We start from the raw sequence: 24,845 nt of genomic DNA on the forward strand, positions 1-24,845 counted from the left end.
ACACCGGCGTTTCACCGCCGCGATGTGTTGAAATCAGGCCTGTTGCTGCCGCCGGCATTGCTTGCGAGTCCCTCTGTTCTCGCCGCTTCCGTGCAGGACAAGAAGCCCAAGCGCGACAAGCGGCAGGTGGCGATGCTGCTGCCGCTGAGCGGGCCGCGCGCCGCGCTGGGCCTTAGCATGCGGCAGGCGGCGTTGCTCGCGGATTCTGGGCCGGAAATCACCGCCTACGACACCGGCGGGACTGCGGAGGGGGCCGCACTGGCGGCGCGTAATGCGCTGAAAGCCAAGGTCGCGATGATCCTGGGGCCGGTGACCGCAGAGGAGATGACTGCGGTAGCCCGCGCGGTCGCGGGAACGATTCCAGTCGTGGCGTTCAGCAACAATGCGGTGGCGCGCGGCCCGGGAAGCTGGGTGTTCGGCATCACACCGAGCCAGGTGACCAGCGCGATCCTGCGCTATGCCCGGTCGCGCGGCATCAGGAACGTCGTGGTGATCGACGACGCCTCGCCGTGGAGCGCCGCAGCGGCGCTGGCGGCCGGCAAGGTGCAGGGCGAGATCGGGATCGACGTGCGGGTGCTGACCGTGAGCGATGGCCAGCCTTTGCCGGCGGCGGGGGATGCGCCCGACGCGGTCCTGCTGCCCGGCAGCGGCGAGGCGGTGCTGGCAGCGGCGCGCAACCTCAAGCAAACGGGCATTCAGCTGCTGGGCACGGTGCAGGCGCTGGATCACCGGCCTGCTTCGCTCGAGGTGCTGGACGGCGCGTGGCTGGCGAGCCCCGATCCGGCGGCGTTCGGGCGGTTCGCCGGAGAGTTTCGTGCGCGGCATGGTGGAGATCCCGGGGCGCTGGCGGCGCTGGCCTATGATGCGGGCGGGATCGTCAAGGTGCTGCGCGCCAAGGGCGAGATCAGCGAGAAGGCGCTGCTCGCCGAAGCGAACTATCCCTGCGTCACCGGCAATGCCCGGTTCCGCAGCGACGGCAGCGTGGCGCGCGAGCTGGCGATCCTGCTGGCCGGGCCACAAGGTTATGAGCCGGTCGCGGTGAGCCTGGGCGCGTGAAACCGGCGACGGGAGAGGAGGGCTTCACCCTTCTTGAACTGATCATTTCAATGGGCCTGTTCGCGCTGATTGCGGTGGCGGGGCTTGGGTTGCTCGACAGCGTCCTCAATGTTCAGGGGCGGACCGACGCGCGGCTGAGCCGGCTGAGCGACCTTCAGCGCGCGATGTTCGTGGTTCAGAGCGACCTCGACCAGATCAGCCGCGGCGCGGTTTCGGGCGGCGGAAACGGCATTGCGTTCACCCGCATCGCGGGGGGCATGGGCGGACCGCCGGTGCCGGTTCGCTACGACGCGGCGCAGGGCGCGCTGGTGCGATCCGCGCCGCAGCCGCAGTTGCTGTTGCAGGGCGTGGCGGAAGCGAAATGGCGCTTTCGCGACGGCAATGTGTGGGTCGATCGCTGGCCGGTGAGCGAGGAGCGCAAGGACGAGTGGCCGCGCGCGGTTTCGGTCGAGATGCAGGTGGGCGGCGTGCCGGGGCCGGAGGGCGCGTTGCGGCGGGTGGTCGTGCTGCCCGATCAGCCGAAGGACAAATGATGAGGCGGCGGCGCGAAGAGCGGAGGGGGGATGAGCAGGGCATGATCCTGGTCAATGTCCTGATGTTCGTGGCGATCGCGAGCGGGCTGGTGCTGTTGATGATCAGCCGCGAGGAACTGGCGCTCGACCGCTCTTTGCGGGGGCGTGAGGCGGCACGGGCGGCGGCGATCGTGCGCGGCGGTGAGCTGTCGGCGATCAGCGCGCTCCGCAAGGATGGGCGCGAGGCGCCCGAGGTGGACCATTCGGGCGAGCGCTGGGCATCGATCGGTGCAAAGGGCGTTGCGATCGACGGGGGCAGCTTCGATCTGGCGGTGAGCGACGCGGAGGGACGGTTCAACGTCAACGCGCTGCGCAGCGGCGAGGTGGCGCCGGTGCTGATCTTCCAGAAGCTGGCGACGATCGCCGGGCTGGATGAGGCGCAGATGACGCAGGCCATCGCCTATGTGCGCTCGCAAGGCCCGGTGACCGATGTGCGGCCGATCCGGTTGCTGCCGGGGGTGGATCAGGGCGCAATCACCCGGTTGGAGCGGATGTTGACGGCATTGCCGGGCAATACGCAGATCAACCTCAACGCGGCGGATCAGGAACTGCTCGCGATCCTGTTCGACGACCCGGTTGTCGCCGAACGGCTGGTCGCGATCCGCAAGCGCAACGGACAGATCACATTGCGCGACCTGTCCGACCAGAAGGTGAGTCAGCCGGCAGGTACCGCGTTCCGATCCGACACCTTCTGGGTGCGCGTACGGGCGACGATGGGCGGAACAGCGCAGGACGGCGCGACGCTGATCCAGCGCAAGCGCGACGAGGATGGCACCGTTACGGTGTTGCCGGTGGCGCGCTGGCGCAACGCCGCGGTGCCGCCCGAGGCGCCGGTAGTGGGCGGCTGATCGCGCGGAAAGTCCCAAAGGTCACACTGCCACGCGTGCGCGAGCGGCCTCCCGGTTGACATAGCTGACACAAACACGCGGTTTCGTGGCGTGGTGTCAGGCACAGGTTCGACGAGTCAAAGAGCGGACGGCAGCTGCCGCCGTCGAGATTGGATCAGGCGAAATCCAACATTTCAAGCGATCCGTCGCATCGCCCCTTGAAATTGATGATATACCATATCATTTGAGCCGCGAGTAACCTGGAGTGGCGTAATGCGGGCGATGATCGGCAAGTGGTTCGATGGATTTGGGGTAGGGGCGTCGGTGCTGTGCCTGGTGCATTGCCTGGCGCTGCCGCTGCTGATCGCGGCACTGCCCGCCATCGCGGGGCGGCTTGATCTGGGCGAGGGCTTCCACCTCGGCGTGCTGCTGTTCGCGATCCCGACCAGCAGTTTAGCGCTGATCGAGGGCTGGCGGCGGCATCGCGGCGTCGCGCCGCTGTTCGTGGGCGGCGCAGGGCTGGCGCTGATGGCTGCGGGGCTGGCGTTCGAGAGCTGGGTTGCGATGGAGACGGGCGTGACGGTGGCCGGCAGCCTGTTGCTGGCCGGAGCGCACGTCTCGAACTGGCGGCGGCGGGTTAGCCTGGTTCGGGCGGGATGATGCCGGCCGCGCGTTGGGATAGCGGCCGTTTCTCAAGCGCGGCGAGCGTGTCGACGATGATCCGGTGCGTATCGCCCACTTCTGCGAACAGCGCGCGGTAGATTTCCGAAATCCGGTCGCTGTACGCATTGACGCTGGCTAGCTGTGTCCGGCCCTTGTCGGTCAGGCGAAACAGCTTGCGCCGCGCGTCGGCCGGGTCCGGGTGCTGCGTAATCAGGCCCAGCCGGAGCAGAGCGGGAATCTTCTGTGTGACAAGCTGGTGCGAATGACCGAGCGTACGCGCGAGTGCGGCGGCCGAGGCTCCGCCCGCTTGTTCGAGCGCGACAAGCAGCGAACAGGAGCGGACCGGGACGACAATCCCCGACGCGTCGAACAGCTCGCGCGTCTGTTCCTCGATCCGCATGCTCAGCATTTCGCTAAGCCGGCCGAGGAACGAGATATCGTTCAGATCACTCGAGTCGCGCATAGCTTTGGGTCGTTCCATCGCGGTTGATACGTTCGAGCGCCGCAATCTTCCGTCCCTTGCGCGCGACGCGCAGGCGGAAATCGCTGACACCCTCGATCGAGAAAAGATCGCGACCGAGCGGTTCGAGCGCAAGCCGGAACCGCTCCCGCCAGACATAGGAGGGTTTGCCGTCGACCAGTTCGATCCGGCGCCCTTCGTAGCGGCCGGCGAGCTGCTTCAGCTCTGCGGAAGGGAGCTGGACGGGTTTGGCGCGCGCGGCGAGGATCGGCGCGAACCAGTCGACCTCGGTCTGCCGTGCCGGGGCCGCACGTGCGAGATCCGCGAGCAAGAGGCGGTGTGCGGTCGTCAGTGCATCGGCAGAAGCGACGGCGTGATCGGGCGTGACTCCCTTTCCTTCGAAGTCGCCGTGATCGACCGGATCGCGAATCTGGCCGATCGGAACCTGCACGAAGAAATCGGCATTGACCGGACGACGATCGACAGGATGGGCGCCTCCTGCGGTGCGTTCGCCGACGAGCGTCGCGCGGCCGAGTTTCCTGAGGCTGTAGGCGAACCACTCCGCTGCGGAGAACGAGGTCGACCCCGTCAGGATATAGACCGGCTTTCCGGTGAGGCGGCCCGCAGGAAGCGCGGGCAGCACCCATTGACCCCGTTCGATCCGGCGGCCGTCCTCATTGTAATAATAGTCGAACAGCTCCTGATCCTTGTCGCCGCGGAACAACTGGCTGGCGAGAAGCTGGGCCATCTCGAGATGGCCGCCATTATTGTAGCGCAAATCGTAGATGACGGCGTCGCTGTTCTCGATAAAGCGCATGGCGGCGGCTGCAGCGTCATAGCCGAGCTCGGGGTCGGCGAAATGCGAGAGGCCGACATAGGCGATGTTGCCTTCGAGCCGGCGCAGATCCGTGAAGCCGAAATTGTCGCGCGCCTCGTCGCGGCGCTCCTGCTCGCGCAATGCCGCTGCCCGAACCGGATCCTTTTTCGCGGCGAATTCAGCGGCGAAACCGGGGTCGACGCCGACAAAGAAATGCAGGTCGCCGCTTGCCGCGACCAGATCCTCGCTGAGCGCGCGGGCCAGCGCCGCCTTGTCCGACGCGGCGTCATATTTGCCTGCGTTGAGCTGCGCGCGCAGTTTCGCGGCGATCCCCTTTGCCTTGTCGACGAACACGTAGTTCGTCTCGAGCGCGGTACCGAGCTGTTCGACCACCTTGCGTTTGTCGGCGGCGGTCAGCGGTGCTTCGTCTGCTGCGGCGACGCTTAGCGCCCATATGGTCGCCGCCAACAGAGCAGTTCGCATTCTCTTCGCCATCCACCAACCCTTTACGCAATATATTGTGCAATATGTTGTATAAATCGGGCAGGAGCAAGCGACCAGTTGGCGGGCAGCGTTTCGATAAGGACTGGCGGCTCACCCGGCGAGGCCATTGACTTAGAGGTTGGCATTTATATATCGCGTTATATATCCCGTTATTGGAGGCGTTGCGTGAAGGATGTGGTGGAGCAGATGGGCGCGGCCTTTCTGGGCAGCCGGCTCAAGCGGCTGGGCGAGCGGATGCAGGCGGGGGCGGCGCGGATCACCGCAGATGCCGGATTACCTGTGCAGCCTTCGCACATGCAGTTCCTTGCCGCGCTCGATGGTCAGGCGCTGACGATCGGTCAGCTGGTGCAGGCCGTCGGGATCAGCCAGCCGGGGGTGACGCGCGCGATCGGCCAGCTGGTGGAGCTGGGTATCGTCCAGTCCGAGCTGGGCGAGGACCAGCGGCAGCGCACGATTTCGCTCACCCCGGCCGGGACGAGCGTGCTGGCGCGCGCGCGGCTTTATGTGTGGCCACAGGTGGAGGAAGCCGTCCATGCGCTGTTCGGCGGGCGGGCGGATGCGTTCGTCGAGCGGATCACCGAGCTGGAAGCGGCGCTGGAGGCGACGCCGCTCGATCTTCTGGCGAGCCGGAGCAGCCCCGCGGTGCTGACGATCCGCGAATATAGCGACGATCTTGCCGGGCATTTCCACGACATCAATGCCGAGTGGATCAACGCGATGTTCCGGCTCGAGCAGATCGACCGCGAAGTGCTGGAGAACCCGCGCGCCAAGATCGTCGATGCGGGCGGTGTGATCCTGTTCGTCGAGGCGAAGGGGCTGGGGATTGTCGGTACCTGCGCGCTGCTGAAGACGGGCGCGAACAGCTACGAACTGACCAAGATGGGCGTGCGCGAGTCGGCGCGGGGACTGAAGGCGGGCGAGTTCCTGCTGGCCGCGACGATCGAGCGGGCGAAGGTGCTGGGTGCCGACCTGCTCTATCTGCTCACCAACACCAAGTGCGCGGCGGCCATCCACCTCTACGAGAAGCTCGGCTTCCGGCACGATGCCGGGATCATGGCGACGTACGGCGCGCTCTATGCGCGGTGCGACGTCGCCATGCGCTATGTCCCGGCCGCAGCCTAGAGGATACCCGGCAGGTCCAGCCCCATCTCGGTCGCGCAGTTGCGGGCGATCTCGTAGCCCGCATCGGCGTGGCGCATCACGCCGGTGGCGGGATCGTTCCAGAGGACGCGTTCGAGGCGCTTGGCTGCTTCGGGGGTGCCGTCGGCGACGATGACCATGCCCGAATGCTGCGAATAGCCCATGCCGACGCCGCCGCCATGGTGGAGCGAGACCCAGGTCGCGCCCGACGCGGTGTTGAGCAGGGCGTTGAGCAGGGGCCAGTCGGACACGGCGTCCGAGCCGTCCATCATCGCCTCGGTCTCGCGGTTCGGGCTGGCGACCGAGCCTGAGTCGAGGTGATCGCGGCCGATCACGATCGGGGCCTCGAGCTCGCCGTTCGCGACCATCTCGTTGAACGCCAGCGCGAGGCGGTGGCGGTCGCCGAGGCCGACCCAGCAGATGCGCGCGGGCAGGCCCTGGAACGCGATGCGCTCCTTCGCCATGTCGAGCCAGTTGTGGAGGTGATGGTTGCCCGGGAGCAGCTCCTTCACCTTCTGGTCGGTCTTGTAGATGTCCTCGGGGTTGCCCGAGAGAGCGGCCCAGCGGAACGGGCCGATGCCGCGGCAGAACAGCGGACGGATATAGGCGGGGACGAAGCCGGGGAAGGCGAAGGCGTTCTCGACGCCCTCGTCCCTGGCGACCTGACGGATGTTGTTGCCGTAGTCGAGCGTGGGGATGCCCATCTCATGGAAGTCGAGCATTGCGCGGACATGCGTCGCCATCGAGGCGCGCGCGGCCTTTTCAACCTCGTGCGGGGCGCTCTCGCGCTTGGTGAACCATTCGTCGAGCGTCCAGCCGGCGGGGAGGTAGCCGTTGATCGGGTCGTGCGCGCTGGTCTGGTCGGTGACGATGTCGGGGCGGATGCCGCGGCGGACCAGCTCGGGCAGCACTTCGGCGGCGTTGCCGAGCAGGCCGACCGAGACCGGCTTGTCCGAGGTGCGAATGATTTCAAGCGCTTCATCGATGCTGCTGGCAGCGCGATCGAGGTAGCGGGTCTTGAGCCGCATCTCGATCCGGCTCGGCTGGCACTCGATCGCGAGGCACGAGGCGCCCGCCATCGTCGCGGCGAGCGGCTGCGCGCCGCCCATGCCGCCGAGACCGGCGGTGAGGACCCATTTGCCCGAGAGATCACCGCCATAATGCTGGCGTCCGGCCTCGACGAAGGTTTCGTAGGTGCCCTGAACGATGCCCTGGGTGCCGATATAGATCCACGAGCCGGCGGTCATCTGGCCGTACATCGCCAGCCCCTTGCGATCGAGCTCGTTGAAATGCTCCCAAGTCGCCCAATGGGGAACGAGGTTGGAGTTGGCGATCAGCACGCGCGGGGCGTCGGCATGGGTGCGGAACACGCCGACGGGCTTGCCCGACTGGACGAGCAGGGTCTGGTCGGCATCGAGCTTGCGCAGCGCATCGACGATGCGGTCATAGCTCTGCCAGTCGCGCGCGGCGCGGCCGATGCCGCCATAGACGACGAGGCTCTCGGGCGCCTCGGCGACCTCGGCGTCGAGATTGTTCATCAGCATGCGCAGCGGGGCTTCGGTGAGCCAGCTCTTGGCGGACAGTTCGGTGCCGGTAGGGGCCTTGATGTGGCGGCTGTTGTCGATGCGGTTGGTCATGCTTGGGCTTTCGCGAAATCGATGGCTGCGGAGAGGATCGGGCGGAGGACGGACTGGCAGGCTTGCGCGGTTTCCGCGTGCCAGGGCGGGGGCCAGTGTTCGGGGGTTTCGATCAGATAGGTTCGCATCGCGAGCTCCATCTGGATGGTGTGGACGCCCTGATCGGGGCGGGCATAGTGGCGGGTGATCCAGCCGCCCTTGAACCGACCGTTGGTGACGCGGCGGTACGCGCTGGCGTCGCAGATCGCCTCGACCGCTGCGGTGAGGGCCGGATCGCAGGACTGGCCGTCGTTGGTGCCGATGTTGAAATTGGGCAATTCGCCGTCGAACAGCTTGGGCACGACGCTGCGGATCGAATGGGCGTCATAGACGACGATTGCGGGGTGGAGCGCGCGGAGGCGCTCGATCTGGATGGCGAGCGCGGTGTGGTAGGGATCGAACCACGCGGTACGGCGACGGGCGACCTCGCCCTCGTCGGGCAGCGCGCCGGGTTCGTAGAGCGGTTCGCCGTCAAAGGTCTGGATCGGGCAGAGGCCGGTGGTGAACTGGCCGGGATAGAGGGTGTGGCCCGACGGATCGCGGTTCACGTCGATCACCGTGCGCGAGACACTGGTGCGGACGATCGTCGCGTCGAGCTCGCGCGCGAAGGCGTAGAGATGATCGACGTACAGGTCGGCATCGTGCCGGGCGAGATCGGACGAGACGAGGCCGTGGATGCCCTCGGGAATCTCGGTGCCGGCATGGGGGATGCTGACGATCAGCGGGCCGCCGCCCTGTTCGACATGGATCATCGTTCGACCCCCGGAAGGTACAGGCCGAGCATTCCGCTCGAGACCAATGCGGTCGCTGCGGCCATGTCGGGGGCGAAGTGGCGGTCGTCCTCAAGCTGCGGGACTTGCGCGCGGAGCAGCGCACGGGCGGCTTCGAGCGGTTCGCTGGAGGTGAGCGGGGCGTGGAAGTCGCAGCCCTGCGCCGCCGCGAGATATTCGATGCCCAGCACATTGGCGAGGTTCGCGGCCATGTTGATCAGGCGGCGGGCGCCATGACCGGCCATCGAGACATGGTCTTCCTGATTGGCGCTGGTCGGGATCGAATCGACGCTGGCCGGATAAGCGCGCTGCTTGTTCTCGCTCACCAGCGCGGCGGCGGTGACCTGCGGGATCATGAAGCCCGAATTGAGGCCGGGGCGCGGGGTGAGGAAGGCGGGGAGACCCGACAGCGCGGGATCGACCAGCATCGCGATGCGGCGCTCGGACAGGCTGCCGATCTCGCAGATCGCGAGCGCGAGCATGTCGGCGGCGAAGGCGACCGGCTCGGCGTGGAAGTTGCCGCCGGACAGGGCTTCGCCGGTATCGGGGAAGATCAGCGGGTTGTCGGTGACGCCATTGGCCTCGATCGCGAGCGTCGCGGCGGCCTGACGGATCAGGTCGAGACAGGCGCCCATCACCTGCGGCTGGCAGCGCAGGCAATAGGGGTCCTGCACGCGCTCATCGCCCTCGCGGTGCGAAGCGCGGATCGCGGAGCTGGACATGAGGCCGGCGAGCGCGTCGGCGACCTCGATCTGGCCACGATGGCCGCGGACGCTGTGGATGCGCGGATCGAACGGGGTGTCGGAGCCCTTGGCCGCCTCGGTCGACAGCGCGCCGGTGACGAGCGCGGCGCGGAACAGGCGCTCGGCCTCGAACAGCGCGGCCAGCGCATAGGCGGTGCTGAACTGGGTGCCGTTGAGGAGGGCGAGGCCCTCCTTGGGGCCGAGGGTGAGGGGAGTGAGCACGTCGCGCGCGGGACGGACGACGCCGTCGACCAGCACATCGCCGGTGCCGATCATCGCGGCGGCAAGATGGGCGAGCGGGGCGAGGTCGCCGCTGGCGCCGACCGAGCCCTGCGACGGGATGAGCGGGGTGATGCCGCGATCGAGCATGTCCTGCAGCATCGCGATCGTCGCTGGGCGAACGCCGCTATGCCCCTGTGCAAGGCTGGCGAGCTTGAGCGCGATCATCAGCCGGACGACCGGGGCGGGCATCGGGGCGCCGACGCCGGCGGCGTGGCTGAGCACGATGTTGCGCTGGAGCGTCTCGAGGTCTTCGTCGCCGATCCGGACCGAGGCGAGTTTCCCGAAGCCGGTGTTGATGCCGTAGACCGGTTCATGCCGGGCGAGGATCGCCTCCACGGCGTCGGCGCTGGCCTGAACCTTGTCATGGCACGACGGATCGAGCTGGGCGGATTCGCCGCGATAGATGGCGTTCCAGGTGGCGAGCGGGGTGTTGCCGGGGATGATCATTTGCCTGCGTAAATCCGGGTATGAAGGGGGTTGGCGCCGATACGGTAAACCAGCTCGGCAAGGTCGGTAACGTTCCAGATGGCGAGGTCCGCGGACCTGCCGGGTTCGAGCGTGCCGGCCTGGAGACCGAGCGCGCGCGCGCCGTTGACGGTAATGCCGCGCAGGCATTCGGCGACGGTCAGGCGGAAGAAGGTCGCGCCCATGTTCGCCGCAAGCAGGATCGACGCCATCGGCGAGGTGCCGGGATTGCAGTCGGTGGCGAGCGCGATCGGGACGCCCGCGGCGCGCAGGGCGGCGATCGGCGGGCGGCGTTCCTCCCGCGTGAAGTAGAAGGCGCCGGGAAGGAGCGTGGCGACGGTGCCGCTGGCGGCCATCGCGGCGATGCCGGCTTCGTCGAGATGCTCGAGATGGTCGGCGGAGAGCGCACCATGGCGGGCGGCGAGCGCGGCGCCGTGGAGGTTGGAGAGCTGCTCGGCATGGAGCTTGACCGGCAGGCCATGCGCGACGGCGGCGGACAGGACGCGGCCGGTCTGCTCTGGCGAGAAGCCGATGCCCTCGCAGAATGCGTCGACGGCATCGGCATAGCCGACGGCGGCGGGGATGATCGTATTGCAGACCAGATCGACATAGCCGTCGGCGTCGCCCTTGTACTCGGGCGGGACGGCGTGGGCGGCGAGCAGGGTGGTGCGGACGCGAATGTCGCGTGCCTCGCCAAGGCGGCGGGCGGCACGGAGCATCTTGAGTTCGTCGTCGAGGGTGAGGCCGTAGCCCGACTTGATTTCGACCGTGGTGACGCCCTCCGCGATCAGCTGGTCGAGGCGGGGCAGGGCGGTGGCGATCAGATCGTCCTCGCTCGCGGCGCGAGTCGCGGTGACGGTGGAGAGGATGCCGCCGCCGGCGCGGGCGATCTCCTCATAGGTCGCGCCTTCGAGCCGTGCCTCGAACTCGCGCGCGCGGTTGCCGGCATGGACGAGGTGCGTGTGGCAGTCGATCAGTCCGGGGGTGATCCAGCGGCCTTCGCAATCGACGATCTGCGCGGCGTCGGGCGCGTCCGAGTCGGGGCCGGCATAGCTGATCATGCCGCCCGTCGCGGCGATCGCGCCATGCTCGACAACGCCCAGCCCGTCGGCCGTCATCGTCGCCAGACGGGCGTTACGCCAGAGTGTGTCAGCGGGAATCGTCATGCGCCTTATGGTTGGACAAGCGCGTGAATATGTCTAGACATAATCGGCATGAAACTGTGGTTTGAATCCGCGCTGCTCGAAAATGGCTGGTCCGAACGCGTGCGGCTGACGCTGGCGGACGGGCGCATCGAGACGGTCGAGATCGGGGTCGATCCGGAGGCCGGCGATGAGCGGCATTTCGTGGCGCTGCCCGGGCTGCCCAATGTCCATAGCCACGCTTTCCAGCGCGCGATGGCGGGGCTGGCCGAGGCGCGTGGGCGCACGGATGACGATTTCTGGTCGTGGCGCGAGCTGATGTACCGCTTCGTCGGGCGGATCGGGCCGGAGGAGTGCGAGGCGATCGCGGCGCTAGCCTATGCCGAGATGCTCGAGGGCGGGTTCACGCGAGTCGGCGAGTTCCACTACCTGCATCATGCGCCCGGTGGCGCGCGCTACGACGATGTTGCCGAGATGTCGGGGCGGATCGCGGCGGCGGCCGACGCGACCGGGATCGGCCTGACGCTGCTGCCGGTCTTCTATGCGCATGGCGGATTCGGCGGGCAGCCGGCCGGGACGGCGCAGGCGCGGTTCCTCAACGATGTCGATGGTTTTGCCGCGCTGATCGAGCGTGCCGGAGCGAAACTCGCGCCGGACGGGGTGATCGGGATCGCACCGCACAGCCTGCGCGCGGCGACGCCGGAGGAATTGCGCGACCTGCTGGCAGTGGCGGATCGCGGGCCGGTGCACATCCATATCGCTGAACAGGTGAAGGAAGTGGCGGATTGCGTGGCGTGGAGCGGGAAGCGGCCGGTGCGCTGGCTGCTCGACGAGATGCCGGTCGATGCGCGCTGGACGCTGGTGCATGCGACGCATGTCGAGCCGGACGAAGTCGCCGGGATCGCGGCGAGCGGCGCGGTGGCGGGGCTGTGCCCAATTACCGAAGCGAATCTGGGCGATGGGCTGTTTCCCGCGGTCGAGTTCATGGCATTGGGCGGCATGATCGGGATCGGAAGCGATTCGAACGTGCGGATCGACGCGGCGGAGGAGTTGCGGCTGCTGGAATATGGCCAGCGGCTGACCCGGCGCGCGCGCAACGTGCTGGCGGGCGAGGATCGCCCGGCGACGGGCGCGCGGATGTTCGCGGCGGCGGTTGCCGGCGGCGGCCGGTCGCTGGGCGTCGAGACGGGGCTCGCGGCGGGGAAGCCCGCCGATATCGTCTCGCTCAACCGTGGCGACGTGGGCTTTGCCGATCGCAGCGGCGACGCGCTGATCGACAGCTGGGTGTTCGCGAGTCGCGCTGGCGTGGATTGCGTGTGGCGCGGTGGGGTGAAGCAGGTCGACGGCGGACGCCACCGGGATCGCGACGCGATCGATGCGCGCTATCGCGTCGCGCTGAACAGGCTGATGGCGTGAGTATCGAGGCGCGCATCCGCAACGACATCGAGACGCGCATCCGCTCGGGCGAGTGGGCGCCGGGGATGCGGGTGCCGACCGAGCATGAGCTGGTCTCGACCTATCGTTGTGCGCGCGCAACCGCGAACAAGGCGCTGAGCCGGCTGGCGCGTGAGGGGCTGATCGAGCGCAGGCGGCGTGCGGGCAGCTTCGTCGCGCGGCCGCAGATCCGTACGGCCGTGGTCGGCGTGCCCGATATCGGTGCGCTGATCGAAGCAAGGGGCGAGCCCTATCGCTGGGAATTGCTCTCGGTCGAGCTGCAACGCCGTGCGCCAGAAGGATTTCCGGCGCGTGCCGGCGGTTGCTGGCTGGCGCTGAGCGGCGTTCACCACGCGGGCAAGACCCCATTCGGCTGGGAAGAGCGCTGGCTCGACCTCGCGGTGGCGCCGGGCGCCGAGGATGCGGATTTCGCCGCCAACGCGCCGGGCGCATGGCTGCTCGCCAATGTCCCCTGGACCGAAGCGCGGCACCGGATCGGCGCGGTGGGTGCAGAACCGGTCGCGGCGAAGGAGCTGGGGATCGCTGCGGGAGCGCCGTGTCTGCAGATCGAGCGGTGGACGTGGCGTGGTAAGGAGCCGGTCACTTCTGCGCGGCAGGTGTTTCCGGCGGATCATTATCAACTGGTCGAAGATTTCACCCCCAGAGGCTAGCGAACCCGGCTATAGTATCCGCCGAAACCAAGGAGCGTACATGTTCGACAAGGTCTTTCTGAAGCACCCGCGCGACGTGGGCGAGAGCTATGGCGAGCATTTCGCGACTGCGACCGGGTTCGGCGCGCGCATGGTAGTGGGCGGGCTTGCCTGCATTGTTCACGGGGTCATCCCGGCGCTGTTCGTGCGCACGGCGAGCGACACGGTGAAGGCGCTCTACGGCCGGATGAAGGCCCGCCAACCTGCCTTTGCGGAGAAGCCGCCGGCCTTCACCGAGCCGTCCTGGCAGATGGAATACGAGATCTAGTTCAGGGCGGGGGCAAAGATGCCAGTCGAACATGTCGCCATCGTCGGCGCGGGCTTTTCGGGCACGCTTCAGGCGATCAACCTGCTCCGCCATGAAGGTCCGCGCGCGACTCTGATCGAGCGTGGCAGCCGCGCGGGCGAGGGGCTGGCCTATGGCGCGGCGCACCCTAGTCATGTGCTCAATGTGCGCGCCGGGAATATGAGCGCGCTGCCCGACGATCCGGGGCATTTCGCACGCTGGCTCGAGTCGCGTGGCGTATCGGACGCGGCGGCCTCGTTCGCTTCGCGCGTCACCTACGGCGTCTATCTGCGCGAGATGCTCGATGCCGCACTGGCGACCAGCGGCGGACGGCTGACGGTGCGCTATGGCGAAGTCGTCGACGCCGTGGAGACGGGGCAGGGTGTCGGGCTGAAGCTCGCGGATGGCGGGACGATCGACGCCGATGCGGCGGTGCTGGCGGTCGGCAATCTGCCACCGCACGATCCACCCGGGCTGGCCGACGGGGCGTTGCCTGACGATCTCTACAAGGGCGATCCGTGGGGAGGCAGCGTCGCGGACGGGTTGACCGCGGACGACACGGTGCTGGTGATCGGCACCGGGCTGACCATGATCGACGTCGCGCTGATGCTCGAGGCGCGCGGGTTCGAGGGGCGGATCGTCGCATTGTCGCGGCGCGGACTGCTGCCGCGGCGGCACGAAGCCTCGAGCGACTGGGCGAAGATCGGCGACCGGCCTGCGACGGTAGCGTCGGGGCTGGTGGCGCAGGTGCGCAACCGTGCTGAGGCGGTGGGCTGGCGCAACGCCGTGGACGAACTGCGCCCCTTCACCCAGCCGATGTGGGCGAACGCCAGCGAGGCCGAGCGCGCGCGCTTCCTGCGGCATTTGCGGCCATGGTGGGACGTGCACCGGCATCGGCTGGCGCCCGAAGTGGCGGACCGGCTGGCGGCGATGCAGGATCGCGGACAACTGCATGTGCTGGCGGGCAAGACGATCGCCTTTTCCCCGGCGGACGGCGGCGTGACGATGACCTGGCGACCGCGCGGGGCCGACGCGAACGAGACGATGGCGGTGCGGCGGATCGTCAACTGCACCGGGCCGCTGGGTGACCTCAACCGAACCACCGATCCGTTGCTGGTCGCATTGCGCGAGCGTGGAGCGATCCGGCCCGATGCGGCGCATCTGGGGATCGACGTCAATGGCGTGGGGCAGGTGATCGGGGGCAATGGCCGGCCGAGCGAGCGGCTCTATGCGCTGGGACCGATGACGCGTGGCGCGTTCTGGGAGATTGTCGCGGTGCCCGATATCCGGCGCCAGACCTGGGACGTCGCGCGGCGGCTATCCAATGCGCATTGGGTTGGGGGCGAGGGGCTGTAGGCCAAACGGTAAAGGGTTCGTCATTCCCGCGAAGGCGGGAATCCATTTGCCGTGAGGTTGCGGTTCTTGCCTGAAGGCCAGCCAGAATGGATCCCCGCCTGCGCGGGGATGACGGTCTTAGTGGAGCTGTGGTTTTAACCTTCTCCGCGCAGCGCCAGCCCGCGCTCGATATCGCGGGCGACGACCGATGCGGTGAGGCGGCCGACGAGCCGCTGCGCGCTGCGCCACGCCGAGACCTCGGCGGCGCGGTAACGGTTGCCCGCGATCAGGCGGCTGCCCCAGCTTTGCGCGAACGGCGCGAAATCGGTCGGGTCGCTACCCGGAAGGCGGTCGGCGACCACCATCGAGGGAAAGGGCAAAGCGGTGCGTGGCGAGGCGAAGAGATCGGGCTTGCTCGCGGCCTCAGGGTCGAACAGCAGGGCGCCTGCGACCCGTTCGACATAGTGCGAGGGCGACAGGCGTGCCCACCACGATGCCGCGAAGCAGCCCAGCCCTTCGGCGACGAGCAGCACTGCGCGGTCGGCGCGCAGCACGGCATTGTCGATCTGCGCGGCGAGGATCGAACGGTTGGCATCAGGGCCTATGGCAAGATGCGTGTCGCCAAAGGCGGGCCAGCCGAAGCGGGTGCTCCAGGCGGGCGCTTCCGATTCGCTGAGCGTGATCACCGAGAAACGATGCGGGGCAGGTGCGAGCGCGAGCGTCATGGCAATCTCCCTTGCGCGTAAAGTGCCAAAGCAGGGGGCGTTCGCGCAAGATGCGAACGCACGAGCATCTCTTCAGACTACAAAAGCAATGCTTCAGTCGTGTGAAGCTCAGGTGCAGGCGGCGGCGCGATCGAGCAGGAAGCTGCGCTCGCGTTCGTTTCGGGTGAGCGCGGCGGCGCTCTCGAACGCGATCTTCGCTTCGAGCAGGCGTCCGGCGCGGAACAGGAAGTCGCCGCGGGCGGCGGGCAGCGGAGCGTAGTTACGGAGCGCAGCCGCTTCGGCGAGCTGGTCGACCAGTGCGAGACCCGCCTCCGGTCCAAAGGCCATGCTGTATGCCACCGCCCGGTTGAGATCGACCACGGGCGAGGGCATCACCTCCCGCAGCCGGTCGTAGAGTGCTGCGATCCGGGACCAGTCAGTGTCCTCCGACCGGCGCGCGCGGGCGTGACAGGCGGCGAGCGCGGCTTGAAGCGCATAAGGCCCGTCCGCGCCGCCCAGCGCTTCGGCCTGTGCAAGGGCGTTGAGGCCGCGGCGGATGAGCAACTGGTCCCAATGCGCGCGGTTCTGCTGCGTGATCGGGACGAAGGCGCCGTCGGGGCCGGTGCGCGCACGCAGGCGCGAGGCCTGAATCTCCATCAGTGCGAGCAGGCCGTGGACTTCAGGTTCGGCGGGCATCAGGCCAACGAGGACGCGGCCGAGCCGCTGCGCCTCGGCACACAAAGCGGGGCGGATCAGATCCTCGCCCGCGGTCGCGGCATAGCCTTCGTTGAAGATGAGATAGACCACCTCAAGCACCGAGGCGAGGCGGGCGCCACGCTCGGCGCCGCGCGGCACCTCGAATGCAAGCGCGGCGCTGCCGATGCTCTTCTTGGCCCGAACGATTCGCTGGGCGATCGTCGGTTCGGGCGAGAGGAAGGCGCGGGCGATCTCGTCGGTGGTGAGGCCGCCGATCAGGCGCAAGGTAAGCGCAGCGCGCGCTTCGGCCGAGATGACCGGGTGGCAGGCGGTGAAGATCAGCCCGAGCAGCTCGTCGCCGATATCGTCGTCCATGGCGGCCTCCAGCGCCTCGACATCGCTGCTGTCGGCTTCGTCGAGGTCGCGGGCGATTTCGGCGTGCTTGCGCTCCTGCATCTTCGCGCGACGCAGGCCATCGATCGCGCGACGCTTCGCCGCGGCGGTGAGCCATGCGCCGGGATTCTGGGGAACGCCGGTCTTCGGCCATTCGGCGAGCGCGACGAGCAGGGCGTCCTGTGCCAGCTCCTCGGCCCGGTCGACGTCGCGAGTCATGCGGGCGAGGCTCGCGATGAGCCGCGCCCGCTCGATCCGGAAGACCGCTTCGATCGCCCGCTGGGTTTCCCTGTCCGTCGCCATGCTCAAGGGTTAGGGGAGCATGGCGGGGAAGGGCAAGCGGATCAGTTGTTCGCGAGCTTCTCGCCGATGCCGTCATTGATCGCGGCGGCTTCGGGCGGGATGATATCGGCGAAGTCCGCCATTTCGAACAGCGGGCGGATCTCGATCTCGCTCGGGCCGAACATCGGATTCGGGCAGCGCTTCACCCAAGCGACCGCCTCGTCCATGTCCTTGACCTCCCACAGCCAGTAACCGGAGACCAGCTCGCGGGTTTCGGCGAACGGGCCGTCGATCACGGTGCGGCTGGCACCGTCGAACGCGACGCGCTTGCCCTTCGACGACGGCTTGAGGCCGTCGCCCGCGACCATGATGCCGGCGTTGACCAGTTCCTCGTTGAACTTGCCCATGTCGATGAACAGCTGGTTGAGCTCGGGCGAGGGCTTCATGCCGGCTTCGCTGTCCTCGGTCGCCTTGACGAACACCATCACACGCATCGGAATTCTCCTTCGTTGGTGAGGGCCTGGATCGGCCTTCTATCCTGACGACGAGCGAGCTTGCGCCGAATCGACACCCGCGACGAATTTTTTTCGACAAGAGGCGAGAAAATCCGTCCGGTCGCGAAAGGCGTCCGGATGTCAGTGGTTTAGCGGTGAAAATATATGGTCGGGGAGAGAGGATTCGAACCTCCGGCCCCTGCCTCCCGAAGGCAGTGCTCTACCAGGCTGAGCTACTCCCCGACGGAGTGCCGAGTCCTTGAAAATGCCCCGGGTTGGGCGGACCGGCTTTCGCTTGGAGGCGCGCCTATACCCAGCACCTTCGCGCCGCGCAAGCGGGGGGCGGAAGCTTTTTCAGGTGCCGCGTGCGCCAAGCATCCCTTCGATGCTGGTGAACTTCTCTCGCGGTGCACCGTCGCGGGCAGCGGCGGTCTCTGCGGCCTCAATCTTTTGCCAGTCGCGGTAGGTGACGACATCGGCGTTGCGGGCGGTGAGCAATGCGTCGAGGCCGGGGCGGCCCGCCTTGCGGCTGTTGGGTTGGGTGTCTGCGGCGATTTTCTCGACGATGGCGAAGCCGTCCGGCCGGTTGGTGCCGATCGTGCCGGTCGGGCCGCGCCGCGCCCAGCCGACTGCATAAAGGCCGGGGAGCACACGCCCGTCGTCATTGGCGAAACGCCCGGCGCGGTCGTCATAGGGTACGCCCTCGATTCGCGGGGTGCGATAGCCGATGCACGAGACGACGAGGCTGGCGGGAACCGCATAGGTTTCGCCCGTGCCGACCGCTGCGCCGCGCGCGTCGAGCGCGGTGCGCTCGACGATTACGCGCTCGACCTTGCCATCGCCCTCGATCCTGACGGGCTTGGCGAAGAAGTCGAAGATGATGTGGACGGGTTTCTCGACATGCGCTGCCGCGAAGTTACGCAGGTGCGTAACCGACTTGCGATGGCCGGGTTCGAGCATCGCGTCGTCGAGATCGGGCGGGAAATCGGCAAGGTCGATCACGGGGGCCGCGCGTTCGAGTTCGCCCAGCTCCCCGAGTTCCTTGGGCGTCATGTTGATCTGGTGCGGGCCGCGGCGGCCGAGCAGGGTGATGGTGCCGATCGACGAGGTCTCCAGCGCGGCAAGCGCGTGGCCGACAATGTCGGATCCCGTGAACTCGGCCTGAGTCTTGGCGAGAATGCGCGCGACGTCGAGCGCCACGTTGCCGTTGCCGATCACCACCGCTCCGGGCCCTGAAAGGTCCGGGTTCAGCCCGGCATAGTCGGGGTGGCCGTTGTACCAGCCGACGAACGCCGCCGAACCGGTGACGCCGGGCAGGTCGGCGCCGGGAATCTCAAGCGGCCGGTCGTGCGGCGCACCGGTGGCGAGGACGACTGCGTCATAGAGGTCGAGCAGTTCGGGGATCGTCACCTGTTCGCCGATGGTGATGTTGCCGACGAAGCGGACATTGTCGGTGAGCGCAGTTGCCTCGTACCGGCGCGAGACGCCCTTGATCGACTGGTGATCGGGCGCGACGCCGGTGCGGATCAGGCCGAAGGGGACCGGGAGACGGTCGATGATATCGACGCGGACCTGATCGCCGAACTGCTTCTGACATGCCTCCGCGGTGTAATAGCCCGCCGGCCCCGAACCGATCACCGCGATATGCCGCATAGCCGACCCTCTTGTTATATCGGGGCAGCGTAGCGTGCTGGCGGGTGAGGGCAAGCACTCGACGCGGGCGATTTCCTGCGGCAAGCCAAGGGCATGAACCCGCTAGAGGTCGCCGCATCGCTGTTGTTGCTCACGAATATCGCGCTGGTCGCGCGGCGGAGCATCTGGAACTATCCCTTCGCGCTCGCGGCGGTGGCGCTCTACGGCGTGCTGTTCTTCCAGCACAAACTCTACAGCGACATGCTGCTGCAGCTCTTTTACGTGGCGCTCAACCTCTATGGCTGGATGAACTGGTCGCGGTCGAAGGCCGATGCCGGAGAGGTCGTGGTGCTGACGCTGGGCTGGCCCGCGCGCGCCGCCTGGCTGGCAGGATGCGTCGCGCTGACGGCGGGATGGGGCTGGATGATGCACCGGCTGACCGATGCGGCGCTGCCCTGGTGGGACGCGGGTGTGGCGATGACGAGTGTTGCGGCGCAGATCCTGCTGACGCGCCGCTATCTGGAAAATTGGGTGCTGTGGATCCTCGTCGATATCGTTGCGATACCGCTGTTCGCGGTGCGTGGGCTGTGGCTGACATCGGGGGTCTATGGGATTCTGCTCGGCCTCTCGATCTGGGGACTCATCGACTGGCATCGCGCGCAGGCCCGGCGTAGGGCCGGGAACGAAGAAGGGGTTTCATGACGCTACGCACCATTTGCCTCCACGGTCCCGAAAGCACTGGAAAATCGACACTGGCACCGCGCCTCGCAGCGCATCTCGGCGGCGAGGTCGCAGAGGAATATGGCCGCGAATATGCCGAGACGCGCGGGATCGACTTCACGATGCGCGATCTGGTCGAGATTGCGCGGACGCATGACGCGGGCGTGCGGACGATGCTGGCGGCGGGGCTGACGCCGCTGATCCTCGACACCGATCCGCTGATGACCGCGGTATGGGCCGACATGCTGTTCGGGACGCGCGACCCGTGGTTCGACAAATGGGAGGGGACGGCGGACCTCTATCTGCTGTTCGATATCGATTTGCCGTGGGTTGCTGACGGGACGCGGATGTTCGGCGAGCCGGAACAGCGCCAGCGCTTCTTCGACCTGTCCAAAGCCGAGCTGGAGCGGCGCGGGGTGCGCTGGGCGCTGGTCAGCGGCGATGGCGAGGCGCGCTGGCAGAGCGTGCTGCGCGCGGTGGAGGCGGCGAGCTAGGGCACGCGCGTCACCGCGAGGCCGTCGCCATTCTTGCCGACGTCGATGCGGCGGAGAACTTTCCCCGTGACGGCGTCGATTTCGGCGATCTGGTTGCGCGCGGTTTCGGCGGCGTAGAGGCGCTTGCCGTCCGACGACCAGATCAGCGTGACCTGAGTGACCGCGGGATCGCCTGAGACGGGAAAGCTGCGCAGCACGCTGTGGGATGCCGCGTCGATGAGGGTCACGGTACCCTTGTCGACGTTGCTGGTGGCGACGGTCTTGCCGTCGGGGCTGGCGATGACGCGGATCGCGTTGCCGTCGATCGCGAGTTCGCCGAGCTTTTCATAGGTCGCGGCGTCGAACACGCTGATGCGCGGGGCGGTGAGGTCGCCGACGAACACCTTGCCGCTCGCGACCGCGATCCCCTCGGGCTTGCCGCCGATGGTGAGGTCGCGCAGCCTGGTATTGGCCTTGAGGTCGAGCACGCTCACCGTGCCTGATCCGATATTGGCGACGAAGGCGCGTTCCTCGCCCAGTAGCGCGACCATGTGCGATCCCTGCTGGCCGGTAGCGATCGACGTGACTCTGCCATCGGGTTCGACGATCGCGATCGAGTTGCTGCCTTCGGTGGTCGCGATGAGCCGTTCGCTCTTCGGCATCCACAGCAGGCCGTGCGGGCGCTTGTTGGGCGAAAGCTCGATGGTTGCGACCTTGCCCAGCGGGTCGAGGTCAATGATGTCGATGGTGCTGCCGCCATAATTGACCACGGCGGCCTGGGTGCCGTCGCCCATCACTGCAATCTCATGCGGCTGGTTGCCGGTGGGCAGCTTGGCGAGCTGTTTGCCGTCGGCGAGGTCGTAGATGCCGAAACTGTCCTCGCCCTTGTTGCCGACGAGAAGCAGGTCGCGCGCATTGGCGGGCAGGGCGACGGCTGTGGCGAACAAGGTGGCGGTGAGGATCAGGCGGCGCATCGGTCTCTCCGGATAGGCGGCGGGAGACTGTGCGATCCGGCTGGCCCGGACAAGCAAAAAGGCCCGCCCCACAATGTGGAACGGGCCCTTTGCGAGACTTGATCGAAGCCGCTTATTGCGACGGAGCGAGCCCGGTGTTGAGCGCCCAGCCGACATTGTCGTTTTCGTCGGCGATTTCCCACCACAGGCCGTTCTTGTTGCCGGTCGGATAGACGATCGCGCCGGGCGGAAGCGTGCGGATGATCTTTGCGCCGGCGGCTGCCGAAGCGCGCATCGCGACCGGGCGCTGCGCGGTGAAGGTCTTGGCCGGGGTCGCCTGCACGGTACCGGCGTCGCCAGCGCGGACCAGCCCGAGTTCGTTCACCAGTTTGGTATAGGCCTGAATGAACGACAGGGTGACGATGCGGCCGATATCGGTGTTGTCATAACCGCCGCCGACAGCGCCCACACCACCGCCGAGGAATCCGACACCGCCGCCGCCGCCGAATGCGAGGCTGTTCTTCGCGGCATAGCCTTCGCTGGTGGCGATCGTTTCAGTCGTGCGCACGTTGGTGACCGAGAGGACGGTGTTCGCTTCCATCTTCTTGCTGCCGATGCCAGCGGCAAGCCCGCCGAGACGGCCACCGATGAGGCCGCCGATGAGGCCGCCCGCGCCGCTGCCGCTGACATTGCTGTTGGCGCCCTGAATTTCCGCGACCATGACGTAGTCGGCTGCCTTGATCTGGCCCTGGCCGACATTGGCGCCGCGCTGGTGGCCGAGATTGCCGCCGATCGCGCGTTCACGCTCGGCTGCCTGCAGGCCCGAACCACGGTCGACGAGATTGAAGCAGCCCGAGCGCTGGATCAGAACCTTCATCAGCTTCTGCGGCGGGGCCAGCGAGTACTGCGTCCACGGACGGGGGTCGTCGCCATCGACCACCGAGATGGTACCGAGCTTGCGGAAGCAGCGCGGCACGTCCTGAATTGTCTGCTCCTGCAGCTTCTGGCCGCCGCTGGGCTTGGCGAGTCGCTGCGCCTGCACCGGCGTGGCAAGGCAAAGCGCGAGCGCGGTGGTAGCAACGAGACTCCGAACGATTGGCATGAACTGGTCCTCCCTGGCGGGGCATTTGCACCCGCGGCATTGCAGATTGCGCGGTCGGGGCGGACCCCGGCCGGGCAATGGAACATCTGTCTACACTGGAGGCTGACGCCTCCCCCTGAGCCGCTGCCATTATCAAAGCCGCGGGGGGCACGTCATGCGAAAAATTATTTCAGGGGTCGACCCGCTCGCGCACCGATGTGCCGCCGCGCACCGTCCAGACGTCGCCGAAGTCCTCATGCTTCAGATCCGCGGGGCGTTCGCCGCCAAGCTGCTGGACGATGTCCGGGACGGTGTTGCTGTGGCCGACGATCAGGACGGACGCCTTCGCAGCCTTTGCCCTCGCGACGATCGCGGGCGTGTCGCGGGGATCGTAGACCTCGGGCGTGATGCCGCGTTCGGTGGCGAGCGGCGCAGCGGTCTGGCGCGTGCGCTTGAAATCGCTGACATAGATCGCCTTGAGCTTCTTGCCCCTGAACCATTTGACCAGCGCTTCCGCGCGCGCCTTGCCCGGCGGAAGAAGGTCGGGATCCCGCTCGCCCACGGGCGTATCATAGTGGCGGACGACGTAGATCGGAGGGTCCTTTGCCAGCGCAGGCATGGCGACAAGACAGGCGAGAATAAGGAGCAGGTTGCGCATTGTTGCAGGCTGACGGCTACCAAGCCTCTTCGCAAGTCCCGTCACCCCTGCTAGGCGCGCGGAATCATGGCAACCGACCTTTCCCGTATCCGCAACTTTTCGATCATCGCGCACATCGACCATGGCAAGTCGACGCTGGCCGATCGCCTCATCCAACGCACCGGCGGTCTCGCCGAGCGCGAGATGTCCGCTCAGGTGCTCGACAATATGGATATCGAGAAGGAGCGCGGCATCACCATCAAGGCGCAGACCGTGCGCCTCGACTGGAAGGGGCCGGACGGACTCGACTATGTCCTCAACCTGATGGACACGCCGGGGCATGTCGACTTCGCCTATGAGGTGAGCCGCTCACTCGCCGCGTGCGAAGGCGCACTGCTGGTGGTCGATGCGGCGCAGGGCGTCGAGGCGCAGACGCTCGCCAACGTCTATCAGTCGATCGAGCATGACCATGAGATCGTGCCGGTGATCAACAAGATCGACCTGCCGTCGGCCGAACCCGAGAAGGTGCGGCACGAAATCGAGGAAGTGATCGGCATCGACGCCTCGCAGGCGGTGCTGGCATCGGCCAAGTCGGGCATCGGGATCGAAGAGATCCTGAACGCCGTGGTCGAGCGTATCCCGGCGCCCAAGGGCGATGCGAACGCGCCGCTCAAGGCGATGCTGGTCGATAGCTGGTACGATCCGTATCTGGGCGTCGTGATCCTGATCCGCGTGATCGACGGCACGATCCGCAAGGGTCAGCAGGTCAAGTTCATGGCGGCGGGGACGACGCATCTGGTCGACCGCGTCGGTGCGTTCCGGCCGAAGATCGAGAATCTGCCCGACCTCGGCCCGGGCGAGATCGGTTTCATCACCGCGCAGATCAAGGAAGTGGCGCAGGCGCGCGTCGGCGATACGCTGACCGACGCCAAGAAGCCCGCCGCCGAGCCGCTCGAGGGCTTCAAGGAAGTCCAGCCGGTGGTGTTCTGCGGCCTGTTCCCGGTCGACGCCAACGACTTCGAGAAGCTGCGCGAGAGCATTTCGAAGCTGCGGCTCAATGACGCCAGTTTCTCGTTCGAAATGGAAACCTCGGCGGCGCTGGGCTTCGGCTTCCGCTGCGGGTTCCTCGGCCTGCTGCATCTGGAGATCATCCAGGAGCGGCTGATGCGCGAATATGATCTCGACCTGATCACGACCGCGCCGTCGGTGGTCTATCAGATCGAGCTGACGCATGGCGGCGGCCATATCGAGCTGCACAACCCGGCCGACATGCCCGAGCCGAACAAGATCGAGAGCATCGCCGAGCCGTGGATCCAGGCGGTGATCTATGTGCCCGACGAGTATCTCGGCTCGATCCTGAAGCTGTGCCAGGACCGACGCGGTATCCAGAAGAACCTGACCTATGTCGGGGGACGCGCGCAGGCGACGTACGAGCTGCCGCTGAACGAGGTGGTGTTCGACTTCTACGACCGGCTGAAGTCACTGTCGAAGGGCTATGCCAGCTTCGACTATGAGCAGATTGGCTATCGCGAGGGCGACCTCGTCAAGATGGGTATCCTCGTCAACGAGGAGCCCGTCGATGCGCTGAGCATGATCGTCCACCGCGCCACCGCCGAGGTACGCGGCCGCGGCATGGTCGAGCGGCTCAAGGAGCTGATCCCGCGCCATTTGTTCAAGATCCCGATTCAGGCGGCGATCGGCGGCAAGGTGATCGCGCGCGAGACGATCAGCGCGATGCGCAAGGACGTGACCGCAAAATGCTATGGCGGCGACGCGACCCGCAAGCGCAAGCTGCTGGACAAGCAGAAGAAGGGCAAGGCGAAGATGCGCGAATACGGTTCGGTCAGCATCCCGCAGGAAGCCTTCATCGCCGCGCTGCGGATGGGCGAGGAATAGAG

Annotated in this window: 24 protein-coding genes, 1 tRNA gene and 1 pseudogene; 12 read left to right on the forward strand and 14 right to left on the reverse strand. The window is 67.1% G+C overall.

Features of this window, described 5'->3' with window-relative positions; genetic code table 11:
• The first annotated feature begins 90 nt into the window (after positions 1 to 90).
• The 4 genes from AC07NK_RS12510 (at position 91) to AC07NK_RS12525 (ending at position 3,115) form a co-directional block, all read left to right on the forward strand.
• Positions 91 to 1,056 (forward strand): penicillin-binding protein activator, encoded by a 966-nt coding sequence (locus AC07NK_RS12510; RefSeq protein ID WP_495170924.1) that lies wholly within the window; start codon positions 91 to 93, stop codon positions 1,054 to 1,056.
• Positions 1,053 to 1,589 (forward strand): type II secretion system protein GspJ, encoded by a 537-nt coding sequence (locus AC07NK_RS12515; RefSeq protein ID WP_495170925.1) that lies wholly within the window; start codon positions 1,053 to 1,055, stop codon positions 1,587 to 1,589. Before AC07NK_RS12510 ends, AC07NK_RS12515 begins: the two co-directional genes overlap by 4 nt.
• Positions 1,590 to 1,630: 41 nt before the next feature.
• Positions 1,631 to 2,476 (forward strand): type II secretion system minor pseudopilin, encoded by an 846-nt coding sequence (locus AC07NK_RS12520; protein WP_495170926.1) that lies wholly within the window; start codon positions 1,631 to 1,633, stop codon positions 2,474 to 2,476.
• A 252-nt stretch (positions 2,477 to 2,728) separates the two neighbouring features.
• A complete protein-coding gene (locus tag AC07NK_RS12525; protein WP_495170927.1) occupies positions 2,729 to 3,115 on the forward strand; it encodes a MerC domain-containing protein in 387 nt (128 codons plus the stop codon).
• On the opposite strand, the gene AC07NK_RS12530 is transcribed toward AC07NK_RS12525, so the two are convergent.
• Together AC07NK_RS12530 and AC07NK_RS12535 are read right to left on the reverse strand one after the other, a co-directional pair.
• A complete protein-coding gene (locus tag AC07NK_RS12530; RefSeq protein ID WP_495170928.1) occupies positions 3,093 to 3,581 on the reverse strand; it encodes a MarR family winged helix-turn-helix transcriptional regulator in 489 nt (162 codons plus the stop codon). The genes AC07NK_RS12525 and AC07NK_RS12530 overlap by 23 nt on opposite strands.
• The gene (locus AC07NK_RS12535) at positions 3,565 to 4,878 is read right to left on the reverse strand and encodes a S41 family peptidase (RefSeq protein WP_495170929.1); all 1,314 of its coding nucleotides are present in this window, start codon (positions 4,876 to 4,878) and stop codon (positions 3,565 to 3,567) included. Before AC07NK_RS12535 ends, AC07NK_RS12530 begins: the two co-directional genes overlap by 17 nt.
• Before the next feature lie 186 nt (positions 4,879 to 5,064).
• Here AC07NK_RS12535 and AC07NK_RS12540 point away from each other — a divergent pair, with 186 nt between their 5' ends.
• Complete coding sequence (locus AC07NK_RS12540; protein ID WP_495170930.1) at positions 5,065 to 6,021, forward strand: bifunctional helix-turn-helix transcriptional regulator/GNAT family N-acetyltransferase; 957 nt, start codon at positions 5,065 to 5,067, stop codon at positions 6,019 to 6,021.
• Here the strand turns inward: AC07NK_RS12540 and hutU are convergent.
• From hutU to hutI, 4 genes are read right to left on the reverse strand one after another with little or no spacing between them, the layout of a single operon-like run.
• Positions 6,018 to 7,676: a urocanate hydratase gene (gene hutU, locus AC07NK_RS12545; RefSeq protein ID WP_495170931.1), complete on the reverse strand. Its 1,659-nt coding sequence runs from the start codon at positions 7,674 to 7,676 to the stop codon at positions 6,018 to 6,020. The genes AC07NK_RS12540 and hutU overlap by 4 nt on opposite strands.
• Positions 7,673 to 8,467: an N-formylglutamate deformylase gene (gene hutG / locus AC07NK_RS12550; protein ID WP_495170932.1), complete on the reverse strand. Its 795-nt coding sequence runs from the start codon at positions 8,465 to 8,467 to the stop codon at positions 7,673 to 7,675. Before hutG ends, hutU begins: the two co-directional genes overlap by 4 nt.
• A complete protein-coding gene (gene hutH, locus AC07NK_RS12555) occupies positions 8,464 to 9,957 on the reverse strand; it encodes a histidine ammonia-lyase (RefSeq protein WP_495170933.1) in 1,494 nt (497 codons plus the stop codon). The genes hutG and hutH overlap by 4 nt, the downstream gene beginning before the upstream one ends.
• A complete protein-coding gene (hutI, locus tag AC07NK_RS12560; protein ID WP_495171011.1) occupies positions 9,954 to 11,135 on the reverse strand; it encodes an imidazolonepropionase in 1,182 nt (393 codons plus the stop codon). Before hutI ends, hutH begins: the two co-directional genes overlap by 4 nt.
• Before the next feature lie 54 nt (positions 11,136 to 11,189).
• Here hutI and AC07NK_RS12565 point away from each other — a divergent pair, with 54 nt between their 5' ends.
• The 4 genes from AC07NK_RS12565 to AC07NK_RS12580 are packed head-to-tail and all read left to right on the forward strand — an operon-like array spanning position 11,190 to position 14,903.
• The gene (locus tag AC07NK_RS12565; RefSeq protein ID WP_495170934.1) at positions 11,190 to 12,533 is read left to right on the forward strand and encodes a formimidoylglutamate deiminase; all 1,344 of its coding nucleotides are present in this window, start codon (positions 11,190 to 11,192) and stop codon (positions 12,531 to 12,533) included.
• A complete protein-coding gene (gene hutC, locus AC07NK_RS12570) occupies positions 12,530 to 13,222 on the forward strand; it encodes a histidine utilization transcriptional repressor HutC (RefSeq protein ID WP_075152350.1) in 693 nt (230 codons plus the stop codon). The genes AC07NK_RS12565 and hutC overlap by 4 nt, the downstream gene beginning before the upstream one ends.
• A gap of 40 nt (positions 13,223 to 13,262) precedes the next feature.
• On the forward strand, positions 13,263 to 13,529 hold the full coding sequence (locus AC07NK_RS12575) for a DUF6356 family protein (protein ID WP_495170935.1): 267 nt from the start codon (positions 13,263 to 13,265) through the stop codon (positions 13,527 to 13,529).
• 18 nt (positions 13,530 to 13,547) lie between these two features.
• Positions 13,548 to 14,903 carry an FAD/NAD(P)-binding protein gene (locus tag AC07NK_RS12580; protein WP_495170936.1) on the forward strand — a complete coding sequence of 452 codons (1,356 nt, stop codon included), beginning with the start codon at positions 13,548 to 13,550 and terminating at the stop codon, positions 14,901 to 14,903.
• 134 nt (positions 14,904 to 15,037) lie between these two features.
• Here the strand turns inward: AC07NK_RS12580 and AC07NK_RS12585 are convergent, their stop codons facing one another.
• The 5 genes and pseudogenes from AC07NK_RS12585 to AC07NK_RS12605 all read right to left on the reverse strand — a co-directional run bounded on the left by AC07NK_RS12585 (position 15,038) and on the right by AC07NK_RS12605 (position 19,104).
• Positions 15,038 to 15,607, reverse strand: coding sequence for an alpha/beta hydrolase (locus AC07NK_RS12585; RefSeq protein ID WP_495170937.1), 570 nt, complete (start codon positions 15,605 to 15,607; stop codon positions 15,038 to 15,040).
• A gap of 108 nt (positions 15,608 to 15,715) precedes the next feature.
• A complete protein-coding gene (locus AC07NK_RS12590; RefSeq protein WP_495170938.1) occupies positions 15,716 to 16,978 on the reverse strand; it encodes an RNA polymerase sigma factor in 1,263 nt (420 codons plus the stop codon).
• 116 nt (positions 16,979 to 17,094) lie between these two features.
• Positions 17,095 to 17,451 (reverse strand): annotated as a pseudogene (locus AC07NK_RS12595) (YciI family protein); the annotation flags it as partial.
• Between the two features lie 166 nt (positions 17,452 to 17,617).
• A tRNA-Pro gene (locus tag AC07NK_RS12600) sits at positions 17,618 to 17,694 on the reverse strand.
• Positions 17,695 to 17,805: 111 nt separating this feature from the next.
• Entirely contained in the window at positions 17,806 to 19,104 is a 1,299-nt protein-coding gene (locus AC07NK_RS12605; protein ID WP_495170939.1) for an FAD-dependent oxidoreductase, read from the reverse strand.
• 93 nt (positions 19,105 to 19,197) lie between these two features.
• Between AC07NK_RS12605 and pnuC the strand changes: the two genes are divergently transcribed.
• Positions 19,198 to 19,785 (forward strand): nicotinamide riboside transporter PnuC, encoded by a 588-nt coding sequence (gene pnuC / locus AC07NK_RS12610; RefSeq protein ID WP_495170940.1) that lies wholly within the window; start codon positions 19,198 to 19,200, stop codon positions 19,783 to 19,785.
• A complete protein-coding gene (locus AC07NK_RS12615; RefSeq protein ID WP_495170941.1) occupies positions 19,782 to 20,297 on the forward strand; it encodes an AAA family ATPase in 516 nt (171 codons plus the stop codon). The genes pnuC and AC07NK_RS12615 overlap by 4 nt, the downstream gene beginning before the upstream one ends.
• Here the strand turns inward: AC07NK_RS12615 and AC07NK_RS12620 are convergent.
• The 3 genes from AC07NK_RS12620 to AC07NK_RS12630 form a co-directional block, all read right to left on the reverse strand.
• Positions 20,294 to 21,250 (reverse strand): YncE family protein, encoded by a 957-nt coding sequence (locus tag AC07NK_RS12620; RefSeq protein WP_495170942.1) that lies wholly within the window; start codon positions 21,248 to 21,250, stop codon positions 20,294 to 20,296. The two genes, AC07NK_RS12615 and AC07NK_RS12620, sit on opposite strands and share 4 nt — an antisense overlap.
• A gap of 112 nt (positions 21,251 to 21,362) precedes the next feature.
• Positions 21,363 to 22,331, reverse strand: coding sequence for a CsgG/HfaB family protein (locus AC07NK_RS12625; protein WP_495170943.1), 969 nt, complete (start codon positions 22,329 to 22,331; stop codon positions 21,363 to 21,365).
• A 169-nt stretch (positions 22,332 to 22,500) separates the two neighbouring features.
• Positions 22,501 to 22,968 (reverse strand): SixA phosphatase family protein, encoded by a 468-nt coding sequence (locus AC07NK_RS12630; protein ID WP_495170944.1) that lies wholly within the window; start codon positions 22,966 to 22,968, stop codon positions 22,501 to 22,503.
• A gap of 66 nt (positions 22,969 to 23,034) precedes the next feature.
• Between AC07NK_RS12630 and lepA the strand changes: the two genes are divergently transcribed.
• Positions 23,035 to 24,843: a translation elongation factor 4 gene (lepA, locus tag AC07NK_RS12635; protein ID WP_495170945.1), complete on the forward strand. Its 1,809-nt coding sequence runs from the start codon at positions 23,035 to 23,037 to the stop codon at positions 24,841 to 24,843.
• Positions 24,844 to 24,845 lie beyond the last annotated feature (2 nt).

It is taken from the genome of Sphingomonas sp. GW821-FHT09B04, assembly GCF_059418285.1.